Origin of the sequence: Streptomyces sp. SCL15-4, from assembly GCF_033366695.1 — a bacterium.
In the GTDB taxonomy this organism is placed as follows: Bacteria; Actinomycetota; Actinomycetes; order Streptomycetales; family Streptomycetaceae; genus Streptomyces.
In genome coordinates this window covers 5,588,310-5,601,496 of the sequence record NZ_JAOBTQ010000001.1, presented here as the reverse complement: position 1 = coordinate 5,601,496, position 13,187 = coordinate 5,588,310, and the positions used below count along the sequence as shown (strand labels likewise).

At 74.6% G+C, this 13,187-nt stretch carries 7 protein-coding genes and 1 pseudogene; all 8 read right to left on the bottom strand.

The genetic code is table 11. The annotated features are described in order from the left end of the window. Positions 1 to 32 precede the first annotated feature (32 nt). The 8 genes and pseudogenes from rpmA to SCK26_RS25025 all read right to left on the bottom strand — a co-directional run bounded on the left by rpmA (position 33) and on the right by SCK26_RS25025 (position 13,163). Entirely contained in the window at positions 33 to 287 is a 255-nt protein-coding gene (gene rpmA, locus SCK26_RS25060) for a 50S ribosomal protein L27 (RefSeq protein WP_023550764.1), read from the bottom strand. A gap of 14 nt (positions 288 to 301) precedes the next feature. Then, positions 302 to 622, bottom strand: coding sequence for a 50S ribosomal protein L21 (rplU, locus tag SCK26_RS25055; protein WP_009188585.1), 321 nt, complete (start codon positions 620 to 622; stop codon positions 302 to 304). Between the two features lie 236 nt (positions 623 to 858). After that, positions 859 to 5,030 (bottom strand): annotated as a pseudogene (locus SCK26_RS25050) (Rne/Rng family ribonuclease). A gap of 1,058 nt (positions 5,031 to 6,088) precedes the next feature. Then, complete coding sequence (locus SCK26_RS25045; protein ID WP_318203569.1) at positions 6,089 to 6,865, bottom strand: TIGR03936 family radical SAM-associated protein; 777 nt, start codon at positions 6,863 to 6,865, stop codon at positions 6,089 to 6,091. A 48-nt stretch (positions 6,866 to 6,913) separates the two neighbouring features. Then, positions 6,914 to 8,026, bottom strand: a complete 1,113-nt coding sequence (locus tag SCK26_RS25040) for a hypothetical protein (protein ID WP_318203568.1) — start codon at positions 8,024 to 8,026, stop codon at positions 6,914 to 6,916. A 98-nt stretch (positions 8,027 to 8,124) separates the two neighbouring features. Beyond that, positions 8,125 to 9,456 carry a vanadium-dependent haloperoxidase gene (locus tag SCK26_RS25035; protein WP_318203567.1) on the bottom strand — a complete coding sequence of 444 codons (1,332 nt, stop codon included), beginning with the start codon at positions 9,454 to 9,456 and terminating at the stop codon, positions 8,125 to 8,127. 175 nt (positions 9,457 to 9,631) lie between these two features. Next, positions 9,632 to 11,593, bottom strand: coding sequence for a TIGR03960 family B12-binding radical SAM protein (locus tag SCK26_RS25030; RefSeq protein WP_318203566.1), 1,962 nt, complete (start codon positions 11,591 to 11,593; stop codon positions 9,632 to 9,634). A 70-nt stretch (positions 11,594 to 11,663) separates the two neighbouring features. Next, a complete protein-coding gene (locus SCK26_RS25025; RefSeq protein WP_318203565.1) occupies positions 11,664 to 13,163 on the bottom strand; it encodes a CYTH and CHAD domain-containing protein in 1,500 nt (499 codons plus the stop codon). Positions 13,164 to 13,187 lie beyond the last annotated feature (24 nt).

The following is a 13,187-nucleotide window of genomic DNA, read 5'->3' as shown; positions in this document are numbered from 1 at the left end:
TGCTGAATCAGGCGATCAGACGATCAGGTGATTCAGGCGACCGGAACGATGTTCACGACCTTGCGGCCGCGGTGGGTACCGAACTCCACCGCACCGGCCTGCAGGGCGAACAGCGTGTCGTCGCCGCCACGGCCGACACCGGCGCCGGGGTGGAAGTGGGTGCCGCGCTGGCGGACCAGGATCTCACCAGCGTTGACGACCTGACCGCCGAAGCGCTTCACGCCGAGTCGCTGGGCATTGGAGTCGCGACCGTTCCGGGTGGACGATGCGCCCTTCTTGTGTGCCATTTCTCCTCAGTCCCTTACTTCGCAGCCGTGGGGATCGACGTGACCTTGATCGCCGTGTACTGCTGGCGGTGACCCTGCCGACGACGGTAACCGGTCTTGTTCTTGTAGCGCAGAATGTCGATCTTCTGGCCCTTGTGGTGGTCCACGACCTCGGCCTGGACCTTGATGCCGGCCAGGACCCAGGGGTCGCTGGTCACGGCGTCGCCGTCGACAACGAGCAGGGTCGAGAGCTCGACCGTGTCGCCAACCTTGGCAGTGGAAATCTTGTCAACCTCAACGATGTCGCCGACAGCAACCTTGTGCTGGCGACCACCGCTGCGCACGATGGCGTACACGCGGATCTCACTTTCGCTCGCTCGGAACCGGCACCCCCGCAGGCCAGCCGCCCAGAAACACCACAGGCGACCTCTCCCGGCCAGCCGTGTGCCCGGGAGGAAGAGGTTTACGGGGATGTTGGCGTGTTCAGTGGACACGCCGACGGTCAAGAGTACGGGGCCATGGTCGAAGGGGTCAAACCGGGCCCCGCCGGTGTGCGGCCGGTCACGCGGACCGGCCGCACACCTGGTGGGTGTCAGCCCTCGTCGCCGGCGCCGGAGACCGTGGTGGTCTTCTTCGCCGTCGACTTCGCGGCGGCCGTCTTGGCGGTCTTCGTCGCCTTCTTGGCCGTCGTCTTCTTGGCGGCCGTCTTCTTGGCCGTCGTCTTCTTGGTGGTGACCTTCTTGGCCGCCGCCTTCTTCGCCGGTGCCTTCTTGGCCGCCGCCTTGCGCGCGGTCTTCTTGGCCGGAGCGGCTTCACCGGCGGCCTCGGCCGCCTCCGCCGCGTCGGTCACCGGCGCCTCGGCCACGGGGGCTTCCGCCGCCGGGGCCTCCTCGGACGCCGCCGCCGGGACGACCAGCACGGCCGCCTCCTCCGGCGCCGTCGGCGCGGTGGCCTTGCGCACCGCACGGCGGCGCGGACGGGCCGGCGCCGGCGTGCTCTCGGCGGCCACCGGCTGCTCGGCCTCCGCCGGCTGCTCGGCCTCGACCGGCCGTTCCGCCGGTGCCTCGGCCGCGGGCGCGGTCTCGGGCACCGTCACCACGGCCGCCTCGGCACCCGCGGGCGAACCGGCCGGAGCCGACACCTTCCGGGTGGCCCGGCGGCGCGTACGGCCCTTGGGCGCGGCCTCCTCGGCGGGAGCCTCGGCCTGCGGCGCCGGGACCACCTGGTCCTCGACGGCCGCCGGCTCGGCCAGCGCCTCCGCGGCGGGCTCCGGCCGCACCGGGCGCGTCGCCGCCTCCTCGGCGGTGACGTCCTGCGCGGTCGGGGCCTCGGCCTGCGCGACCGGCTCGGCCTCGGCCTTCTCCGTCGTGCGCGGGGCCTTCTCCGCCTTCGGCGCGCCCGCCGGAGCCGACGCCCGGCGGCTCGCCCGGCGCCGCCCGCGGCCACGGGTGGCCGCCGCCTCCGCCTCGGCGACGCTGCTGTACAGCTCCTCGTCCGGTGCGAAGTCGGGCGCGGGCAGGGCGACCGGCTCGGCGGCCTCGGCGGCCACCTCCGCGGCGGACTCGGTCGCGGGCTCGACCTCCGCGGCGGCCTCCACGGCCACGGCGGGGGTCTCGTGCACGTGCTCGTGCGCCTGCTCCGCCGCGTCGGCGCCCCGGCCGCCGCGCTTCTTGCGCTTGCCGCCGCCACCGCCGTTGGCGGTGGCCTGGTCGAGGTGGACGATGACACCGCGGCCGTTGCAGTGGACGCAGGTCTCGGAGAAGGACTCCAGCAGGCCCTGACCGACCCGCTTGCGGGTCATCTGCACCAGGCCCAGCGAGGTCACCTCGGCCACCTGGTGCTTCGTACGGTCCCGGCCCAGGCACTCCAGCAGGCGGCGCAGCACCAGGTCGCGGTTGGACTCCAGGACCATGTCGATGAAGTCGATCACGATGATGCCGCCGAGGTCGCGCAGCCGCAGCTGGCGCACGATCTCCTCGGCCGCCTCCAGGTTGTTCCTGGTGACCGTCTCCTCCAGGTTGCCGCCCTGGCCGGTGAACTTGCCGGTGTTGACGTCGATGACGACCATCGCCTCGGTCCGGTCGATCACCAGCGAACCGCCGCTGGGCAGCCAGACCTTGCGGTCCAGCGCCTTGGCGAGCTGCTCGTCGATCCGGTAGGTGGCGAAGACGTCGACCTCGCTCGTCCACCTCGACAGCCGGCCGGCCAGGTCCGGCGCGACGTGCGCGACGTAGCCGTGGATGGTCTGCCAGGCGTCGTCGCCGCTGACGATGACCTTGGAGAAGTCCTCGTTGAAGATGTCGCGCACGACCCGGACGGTCATGTCCGGCTCGCCGTACAGCAGCGTCGGCGCGTTGCCGCCCTTGGCCCTCTTCTGGATCTCCTCCCACTGCGCCTGGAGCCGCTCGACGTCGCGGCGCAGCTCGTCCTCGCTCGCGCCCTCGGCCGCGGTGCGCACGATGACACCCGCGTCCTCGGGGACGATCTTCTTGAGGATGGTCTTCAGCCGGGCCCGCTCGGTGTCGGGCAGCTTGCGGCTGATGCCGGTCATCGAGCCCTCGGGCACGTACACCAGGTAGCGGCCCGGGAGGGAGACCTGGCTGGTCAGGCGCGCGCCCTTGTGGCCGATCGGGTCCTTCGTGACCTGCACGAGCACGGGCTGGCCGGACTTCAGGGCCGACTCGATGCGGCGCGGTCCGCCCGACATGCCGAGCGCCTCGAAGTTGACCTCGCCGGCGTACAGGACGGCGTTGCGGCCCTTGCCGATGTCGATGAAGGCGGCCTCCATCGACGGCAGCACGTTCTGGACCTTGCCCAGGTAGACGTTGCCGACGTACGAGGTCGACTGCTCCTTGTTGACGTAGTGCTCGACGAGCACGCCGTCCTCCAGGACGCCGATCTGCGTACGGTCGCCGTGCTGGCGGACCACCATCACGCGCTCGACGGCCTCGCGGCGGGCCAGGAACTCGGCCTCGGTGATGATCGGGACCCGGCGGCGCCCCTGCTCACGGCCTTCCCGACGGCGCTGCTTCTTGGCCTCCAGACGGGTCGAGCCCTTGATGGACTGCACCTCGTCGGACGGCTCGCTCGCCTTGCGCGGCTCGCGGACCTTGACGACGGTGCGCTCCGGGTCGTCGGCGGTGGGCTCGGCGTCGACGGCGGCGTCACCGGCCCGGCGCCGGCGGCGACGGCGCCGGCGGCTGCTGGCGCTGGACCCGGCGGGCTCGTCGGCGCGGCCCTCCTCGGCGTCCTCCTCGTCCTGCTCGGCGGTGTCCTCGGCGTCCTGCGCGGCCTGCTCGGCGGCCAGGTCGTCGGCGTCGCCGCCCTCGCCCTCGGCGGCGTCACCGCGCCGGCGGCGGCGTCCGCCCCGGCGGCGACGGCGGCGCGAGCCGGACTCCTCGTAGCCCTCGGCGCCGTCGGTCTCGTCGCCCTCCTCGCCCTCGGCGAGGTCCTCCGCGGCCTCGGGGGCCTCCTCGGCCTCCTCCGGCTCCTCCTCGGCGACGGGCCCGGCGGGCCGGGTGTCCTCGGCGGCACCGCGACGGCGCCGGCGCCGGCGGGTGCCGGTCTCGGCGCGCTCCTCCGCGTACTCCTCGGTCTCCTCGGTCTCCTCGGGCTCCTCCGTCCCGGCGGCCTCGGCCGCGGCCTCGCGGCGGCCCGCTCCGGCGTCTGGAACCGGGGTTCGGTGAACACCGGCGCCTGGAAGACGGCGACGGCCGGACGGGCGGGACGGCGCTTGCCCTTCGCCTCGGCGGGCTCGGCGGGCGCAGCGGCCTCGGCCGGCTCGGCGGCGGTCTCGGGCGCGGCGGACTGCGCGGGCGCGGCGAACCCGGACGCGGCCCGCGCGACCCGGCGCCGGGTACGGCGCGGCGCGGCGGCCTCGGCGGCCGGCGCGGGGATCTGCGGGGCCTGGGCGGCGGCGGCCGGCTCGGTGGTGTGCGTGGTCACGGGGACCTCCGGCTCCGCGGCGGGGGCGGAGGTGTCCTCCCCGGCCTGGGTGGCGGCGGGAGCCTCGGCGGCGTCCTCGCCCGTGGGCGCGCCGGCGGGCGCTGACACCCGGCGGGTGGCCCGGCGCCGGGTACGGCGCGGAGCGGCCTCTTCGACGGGCGCCTCGGCAACCGGCTCGACGGGCGTCTCCTGCGCGGCGGGAGCGGCCGGCTCGGTCACCTCGGTCACCTCGGCGGCGGTCACCTCTTCGGCACCCTGCGGCGCACCGGCCGGAGCCGACGCACGACGCGTGGCCCTACGACGCGAACGCGCAGGCGCAACCTCGGCAGCCTCCTCGGCAACCGGCTCCTGCACAGCGGGAGCCACGGCCTCGGTCACCTCGACAGCCGCCTCCTCCGCACCCTGCGGCGCACCAGCCGGAGCCGACGCACGACGCGTCGCCCTACGACGCGAACGCGCAGGCGCAACCTCGGCAGCCTCCTCAGCAACCGGCTCCTGCACAGCGGGAGCCACGGCCTCGGTCACCTCGACAGCCGCCTCCTCCGCACCCTGCGGCGCACCAGCCGGAGCCGACGCACGACGCGTCGCCCTACGACGCGAACGCGCGGGCGCAACCTCGGCAGCCTCCTCGGCAACCGGCTCCTGCACAGCGGGAGCCACGGCCTCGGTCACCTCGGCAGACGCCTCCTCCGCACCCTGCGGCGCACCAGCCGGAGCCGACGCACGACGCGTGGCCCTACGACGCGAACGCGCGGGCGCAACCTCGGCAGCCTCCTCGGCAACCGGCTCCTGCACAGCGGGAGCCACGGCCTCGGTCACCTCGGCAGACGCCTCCTCCGCACCCTGCGGCGCACCAGCCGGAGCCGACGCACGACGCGTGGCCCTACGACGCGGACGCGCGGCGGGAGCGGCCTCGGCGGCCTCCTCGGCAACCGGCTCCTGCGCGGCCTCCGTCCCGGCGGCGGCCGGGGCGACGGTCTCGGCGGGCTCTGCGGCGGCCGACGCACGGCGCGTGGCACGGCGACGCGGACGCGCGGGCGCAACCTCGGCGGCGGCCTCGGCGGGCGTCTCCGGCGCGGCGGTGTCGGCCTCGGCGGGCGTCTCGGCGGCCGAAGGGGTCTCGGTGGCGGCGGGCGGCGTGGCCACGCTGCGCGTGGCGCGGCGCCGGGTGCGGCGCGGCGCGGCCTCCTCGCCGACGACGACCGCGCCGGCCTCGGCGACGGACGGCGGGGGCCGGCTCGGCGGCGGACGCGGCCGGGACGACGGTCTCGGCGGCCTCGGCGGTCGCCGGCGCACCGGCGGGCGCCGACGCGCGGCGCGTGGCACGGCGGCGCGGACGCGCGGCGGCGGGCTCTGCCGCCTCCCCGGTCACCGGCGCCTCCGCGGCGCCGACGGTCTCCACGGCCTCGGCGGCCTCGCCGTCTTCCAGGGCCTCGGCGACCTCGTCCGTCTCCGCGGCCGGTATGGCCGGCACGGTGACCTCCGCGGGCGCCCCGGCCGCTGCGGCGGGCGGGCCCGCCGGGCGGGAGGCGGCACGGCGACGCCTGCGCGGGGGCAGGGTGTCGCTGGGGGTGTTCAGTTCGGAACCCTCTTGGGGTTCGTTCGGTCCGAGCATGCGGGCGTATCTCCCGTCAGGCTCCCGGGCGCCGCACCTGGTCCGGCGCCGGTCTCAGGGGACCGTCCGCCGTTGACGTCCGCGGCCCGCGCGAAACGCGGTGGCCGCCGTCCGGGGCGCGGGCGCCGCACGGGAGCACTCTGTGTCCTGTCTCGCCGGTTCCGTACGCCTTGTCGGTACGGCCTGGCGAAAGTCTTCTGGTCGGTGCGCTGCCCGACCCAGGTGGCTCCCGAGTACGAGGGCGGCGCTACGACGTCCGTCCCTACGCGGGACCTTCCGGCAACGGCGCCGTCGCGGCGGCGGCCGACTGGGCCGTCAGGGCCCCGGCAGCCTCGCGGTCGGGCGCGAGCGGGTCGGTCACCGTGCCGGTCTCTTCATCGAACAGCCCCTGCGCCAGCCTGGTCACCGCTGCGGGGACCGGCGGCGCCAGGTCGGCCACGGCGCGGAGACCGGACAGGACGTCGTCGGGTCGTACGGCAGGCGTCACGTGCCGAACAACCAGCCGCAGTATCGCACAGGGCCGGTCGCTCGGCCTATCAGCCGGAGCATCGTGCGTTTCCAGGCTCACCACCGCCGGGCGGGCGTCGAAGGTGCGGACGCCGTTCTTGGTCATCCGCTGCACCTCGACGGTGCCGGCCTTGGTGAAGGCCTCCACCGCGCGCTCGGCCTCGGCCGGCTCGACGCCGTCCAGCCGCAGCTCCCAGACGGAGGCCGTCAGCCGGTCGGCGAGGCCGGAGGTCCGTGCCTCGACCGCCTCGGTGATGTCGAGCCCGGCGGGCAGCGACTCGTCGAGGAGGACGCGCAGGGTCTCCGGGTCGCGCGGCGCGGTGAGCGCGATCTCCAGATACTCCGCCTCACTGCCCGTGCCGGTGGGTGCGGCATTGGCATACGACACCTTGGGGTGCGGCGTGAACCCCGCCGAGTACGCCATGGGCACCTCGGCGCGGCGCAGCGCACGCTCGAAGGCGCGCTGGAAGTCTCGGTGGCTGGTGAACCTCAGGCGGCCGCGCTTGGTGTAGCGCAGGCGAATGCGCTGCACCGCGGGTGCGGGCGGCGGGCCTTCGGGCTGTCGCTTGCCCAGTGTCGCTCAGTCCTTCGTGAGTGCGGTCGTACTCCTACCAAGAGTACGTGTGTCGCGGCCCACGGGTTCCCGCCGGTCCGCCTCCACCGGTTGCCCGGGATCGCCGAACAGCATGCGCCGGAACTCGGCGCGCGCCTGGCGCATGGTGTCGCGGGCCGTGGTCAGCGCCTCGCGGACGACCCGTCCCACCGCGCGTACGCCCGCGGCGACGGGGCGCAGGACGGCGTCCCGCACGGCGTGGCCGACAGGGGTGAGGACGGTGCGGTACGCCCAGCGCACCGGCTCCACGAAGATCCACCGCAGGAGGGTGCCGAGGGCGCGGCCGACGGCGCGGGAGATCCGTCCGGCGATCCGCCAGGCGTGCCCGAGGGCGTCTTGGACCTCGCGGGCGACGAGGGCGAGGAACCGGCCGACGGGTGCGAGGACCCAGCGCCACAGCGCGAGCGCGGGCAGCACGAACAGCACGCGGGCGGTCCAGTACAGGGCCAGGCCGACCGCGGTGACGAACAGCCCGAGCAGCCATCCGATGCCTCGTACGCACCAGGCGACGGCCCGGCCCACGGGTGCGAGGACCCAGGTGTACAGCAGGCGCGCGGGGACGAGGACCAGGTACCGCACCAGCCAGGCGACGGCCGCGTACACGCCGAGCCCGAGGGCGGCCAGTACGGCACCGACGCCCTTCAGTAGCCAGGCCAGCGCCCGCCCGACGGGAACCAGCACGCGCGTGTACACCCACGCGAGCCCGGCGCCGGCCCCGCGCGCCAGCCGGGCGAGGGCGTGTCCGACGGGGGTGAGGACGTACCGGTGGAACCACACGGCCGGTACGACGACGAGGACCCGGCCGAGCCAGGCGAGCGCCCTGCCGGCGGGGACCAGGAGATACCGCCACAGGGCCACGAACGGCCGGACGAACAGGGCCCTGCCGGTCCACGCGAGGGCCCGGCCGAGCGGTCTGAGCACGGTGTCCCGCAGAAGCCGCCCGGCGACGACGAGCGCGTCCCACACCATCCGCACCGGCACGACCAGCACCAGGACGACGATCCGCACGGGCAGGCGGACGGCGACGACGAGGCACCCTTCGCCCTGGTGGCGCGGCTCCGGCGACTTCTGAAGATCCATGATCAGGAAGACGCGCGGACCGCCCGTTCGGATGCAGTCCTGTCATGTTCATCACGACACAGGCGGGTGCCGCGGACGTCCGCGGCCGGCCCGCGGCCTCAGCGAGCCGCGGGCGTGTCGTCGCCGACCGGCCGGAAGTAGTGGCCCAGCGCCCAGGCGGCGAGGCGGGCGCCGGCCCGGCGGCCGGCGACGTCCGCCGTGCGGGAGTGGACGCCGCCCCACACACGGGCGTCGACGACATCCCGGTTCAGGTCGTCGGCGGACCCGTAGTACCGCGTGGTGCCGGTGACTTCGGAGGGGACGTAGAGGTCGATGCGCGAGGTGCCGAGGACACCGGTCAGGGCGCGTGCCACGGCGGCGGCGACGGTCGTGTGGCCGGCGACGTGGTCCGGATGGGGCGGGGTGGGGAGCAGCGGCTCCCAGGCCGGGTCGGCGGTCGTCGCGGGGTTGCCGTCGGTGCCGGCGAGGCGGATGGCGGTGACCGGCCGCCAGGAGCCGTAGCGGAGCTTGGCGTCCCACGCGGTGACGACGGCGTCCGTCGCCGACGCGTTCACGGCGGCGAACAGCCGGGCCGTCCCTGCGATGCCGAGCCGGTGCCGGGCGGCGTGGTCGCGTACGGCCGCCTGGACCTGCGCGACCAGGTTGCCGCTGAAGAAGAGGGCGGTCGCGGTCTGCCGCGCGCTCCGGTGCGAGCCGGTCTTCGCGCCCATGGCCTCCACCTCCCGGACGTCCTCGGCGTAGGCGGCCGAGGAGAGGGCGGGCGGGCCGCCGGGACGGAACTGCCGCGCAGAGGTGAGCAGGAGGGGGCGGAGCCTGGCGAGCCAGGTGTCGATGAAGGGCTGGTACGCGGGCGGGGTGGGCCGCCAGACGCCCGGTGCCGGTGAAGCGGTGAACGGGACGTCCGCGAACCTGCCGTCGCCTTCCCGGAGTTCCATGACGTGGGCGGCAGCGCGCCTGCCGTGGCTCACGCCCCGGTCTCTGGCCCGGCCGGCCGGGAGAGCGGCGAGCGAGTCCGCGTAGACGGCGTCGAGCCGCTCCTTGAAGGCAGGGAAGCAGGTGAGCAGCACGTCGTGGGCCGCGGTGGCCGCGGCCGCCGCGGAGGACGCCCCGGCCGGACCGCGCTCGCGCCATTTGTACAGCTCGTAACCGCCTTCGATCCCCACCACCGCGTTGTACACGGCGACGGAGACGAACCCCTGCCAGATCGCCGCCTGCCCGGAGGGACGCGGGCCGAGGGCGGCCGTGACCGTGTCGGTGGCGACGGCATTCCACTCCCGGACCACGGCCGCCGGGTCCGCGGGGACGCGCGGGCCGGTGTCGGGAGGACGCGTCGCGGCGGTGAGCGTCAGAAGGGCGAGGGCCGCGACGGCGCAGGTGAGTGCCCGGACCCGGCAACGCGGAGGAACGGGGCGAGGAGGCTCTTGGCGCACGGCGTGCTCCCTGGCGTCGGGTGCCCAAGAACTAACAGCGGCCCTCCGCGCGGGCAAGGCAACTCGCCGCGGCCGGGCCCCGGGCCCGCTCGTACGCCACCGGACGCCGACGAGCCCCCTCCCGACCGGGGGAGGGGGCTCGGGGTCCGTACGGACGGACGCGGGGCGGGTGACCTCAGTGCGTGTGCCCGCTCGCCGCCGGCGCGGGAGCCGCGTTCTTCACCGTCAGGGGCAGCAGCTTCTTGCCGGTGGGGCCGATCTGGATGTGGGTGTCCATCTGCGGGCAGACACCGCAGTCGAAGCACGGCGTCCAGCGGCAGTCCTCGACCTCGGTCTCGTCGAGGGCGTCCTGCCAGTCCTCCCAGAGCCAGTCCTTGTCCAGACCGGAGTCGAGGTGGTCCCAGGGCAGGACCTCCTCGTAGGTGCGCTCGCGGGTGGTGTACCAGTCGACGTCGACGCCGAAGGGGGCCAGCGCCTTGTCGGCGCAGGCCATCCAGCGGTCGTAGGAGAAGTGCTCGCGCCAGCCGTCGAACCGGCCGCCGTCGTCGTACACCGCGCGGATCACCGCGCCGATGCGGCGGTCGCCGCGGGAGAGCAGGCCCTCCACGATGCCGGGCTTGCCGTCGTGGTAGCGGAAGCCGATCGAGCGGCCGTACTTCTTGTCGCCGCGGATCTTGTCGCGCAGCTTCGCCAGGCGCGCGTCCGTCTCCTCGGCCGACAGCTGCGGCGCCCACTGGAACGGGGTGTGCGGCTTGGGCACGAAGCCGCCGATGGAGACCGTGCAGCGGATGTCGTTGGAGCCGGAGACCTCGCGGCCCTTCTGGATCACGCGCGTGGCCATGTCGGCGATCTGCAGGACGTCCTCGTCGGTCTCGGTCGGCAGGCCGCACATGAAGTACAGCTTCACCTGGCGCCAGCCGTTGCCGTACGCCGTCGCGACCGTGCGGATCAGGTCGTCCTCCGAGACCATCTTGTTGATGACCTTGCGGATGCGCTCCGAGCCGCCCTCGGGAGCGAAGGTCAGACCGGACCGGCGGCCGTTGCGGGTCAGCTCGTTGGCCAGGTCGATGTTGAAGGCGTCCACACGGGTGGAGGGCAGGGAGAGGCCGATCTTGTCGTCCTCGTACCGGTCCGCGAGACCCTTGGCGACGTCGCCGATCTCGCTGTGGTCGGCGGAGGACAGGGACAGCAGGCCCACCTCCTCGAAACCGGTCGCCTTCAGGCCCTTGTCGACCATCTCGCCGATGCCCGTGATGGAACGCTCACGGACCGGACGGGTGATCATGCCGGCCTGGCAGAAGCGGCAGCCGCGGGTGCAGCCGCGGAAGATCTCCACCGACATCCGCTCGTGGACGGTCTCGGCGAGCGGCACCAGGGGCTGCTTCGGGTAGGGCCACTCGTCCAGGTCCATGACCGTGTGCTTGGACACGCGCCACGGCACGCCGGAGCGGTTGGGCACGACACGGGCGATCCGGCCGTCGGGCAGGTACTCGACGTCGTAGAACGCCGGGATGTACACCCCGCCCGTCTTCGCCAGCCGCAGGAGCACCTCCTCGCGGCCGCCGGGGCGGCCCTGCGCCTTCCACTCGCGGATGATCCGGGTCATGTCGAGGACGGCCTGCTCGCCGTCGCCGATCACGGCCGCGTCGATGAAGTCGGCGATCGGCTCCGGGTTGAAGGCCGCGTGACCGCCGGCCAGGACGATCGGGTCGTCCTCGGTGCGGTCCCGGGACTGGAGCGGGATGCCCGCCAGGTCCAGCGCGGCGAGCATGTTCGTGTAGCCCAGCTCCGTGGAGAAGCTGAGGCCGAACACGTCGAAGGCCTTCACCGGGCGGTGGCTGTCCACCGTGAACTGCGGGACGCCGTGCTCGCGCATCAGCGCCTCCAGGTCCGGCCAGACGCTGTAGGTGCGCTCGGCGAGGACGCCCTCCTGCTCGTTGAGGACCTCGTAGAGGATCATGACGCCCTGGTTGGGCAGGCCCACCTCGTACGCGTCCGGGTACATGAGCGCCCAGCGGACATCGCACTCGTCCCACGGCTTGACCGTGGAGTTGAGCTCGCCGCCGACGTACTGGATCGGCTTCTGCACGTGCGGGAGCAGAGCTTCGAGCTGCGGGAAAACCGACTCGACAGGCATCTCGCGAACCTTCATGAGCTGACAGGGGGGACCATCAAGCCTAACCCGCCCGGCGGCCCGCCCCGAACGCTCAGCCGGACAGCGCGGTGCCGGCCTCCTTCCAGCGCCCGGGCAGCTCCGCCTCCAGCCGGGCCGCGTGGCTCTCCTGCCCGCCGTACAGCAGCCCGTAGGTGAACGCGCTCTCTCCCGCCGCGTGGGCCACCGCGGCCAGCTCGCGCAGGACCCGGCGGGCCATGACGCTGTCCTGGTGGTCGCCGAGCAGGGTGGTCAGGCCCTTCATGGCCTTGGTGAGGGCGCGGGCGGGGGCGCCCAGGGCCTCGGTGGCGGCCTCGGCCGCGTACCGGGTGCGCTTGGCCTTCTTGCGGGCCTCGTGCAGGGCGCGGTCGCGCTCCTGTCCCGGCGGCAGCGCGAGGGCGTGCTCCATCAGGGCCGTGAGTTTGCGCTCGTCCTTGCGTACGGCCTTGGCGAGCGTCTTCTTCGGTTTCCGGCCGGCCGCCCGGCGCAGCGGCGGATCGTCGAGCAGGGCGTCCAGGGCGTCGAGGAGGGCCAGATAGCGGCGGGAGTCCAGGACGCCGGTCAGGTGGGCGTGGGCGCCGCGGCGGGCCTCGGCCCAGGCGGTGAGCCGTTCGGGGACGGGGCCGGCGACCAGGGCGGGCGGGAGCGCGTCGAGGGCGGTCGTCAGCCGGTCGGCCAGCACCTCCTGGTCGCGTTCGGTGCCCAGCTCGCCCGCGAGCCACTTCAGTTCGGCGCCGACCGGGCCGGTGACGGCGCGGTCGAGGACGCCGGTGAAGGTGCGCAGGGTGCTGCGGGCGCGGCGGGTGGCGACCCGCATCCGGTGCACCGAGTCGGGGATGCCGCGGCGCACGGCGGGGTCGAGTGCGACCAGCGCGTCCCGCTGGGCGCGCAGATAGGCGAGGACGTGGTCGCCGGCGGTCTCGGGCGCGGCGGGCGCGGCCGGCCGGCCGGTGGGGTCCGGCGCGGTCTCCGCCAGGGCGCGGGCCAGCTTGGACGGGGCGGCGGAGGGCCGCGCGCCGGCCGCGCGCAGCCGCTTCTCCAGCCGGTCGAGGAGGGCCGGGTCGCCGTCGTCGGCGAGTTCCACCTCGATCTCGGTCCACCGGGCGGTTCCGCCCGGGCCGGTGAGCCGCTCGGCGGTCACGGTGTCGACGCCGGCCTCGGCCAGCAGGGTGCCCCGCGCGTCGAGCAGGTGCCGTACGTCCCGGGCCGAGCGCAGCCGGACCAGCGGCACCAGCGCGCGGTCCCGGACCCGGGAGCGGACCAGGGCGGCGACCTGTTCGGGCACGGTGTCGCCGAGCGGGGCCCGGATCTCGTCGCGGACGCCTGGGGCGACGGGGAACTTCAGATGCCAGCCGGCGTCCGAGCCCCCGGTGCGGCGGCGCAGCGTGAGCGAGGCCGCGGCCAGGCGTTCGTCGGTGGTGTCGTAGTACGTGGCGTCCAGCTCGACCAGGCCGCGGTCGAGGACGGAGGCCACCGGGCCGACGCCGGTCAGGTCGGGCAGCCCGCCGTCGTCGGATTCGTACTTGCGCTCGATCTCTCGTTTCGCGTCCGCCATGCACCGAATCTAGTGGCGGCGGCG

What these genes read in the sequence shown, in the direction of transcription:
- SCK26_RS25030 (WP_318203566.1), bottom strand. Translation starts at nt 11,593, where the DNA reads ATGCCTGTCGAGTCGGTTTTCCCGCAGCTCGAAGCTCTGCTCCCGCAC.
- SCK26_RS25040 (WP_318203568.1), bottom strand. Translation starts at nt 8,026, where the DNA reads ATGGATCTTCAGAAGTCGCCGGAGCCGCGCCACCAGGGCGAAGGGTGC.
- rpmA (WP_023550764.1), bottom strand. Translation starts at nt 287, where the DNA reads ATGGCACACAAGAAGGGCGCATCGTCCACCCGGAACGGTCGCGACTCC.
- SCK26_RS25025 (WP_318203565.1), bottom strand. Translation starts at nt 13,163, where the DNA reads ATGGCGGACGCGAAACGAGAGATCGAGCGCAAGTACGAATCCGACGAC.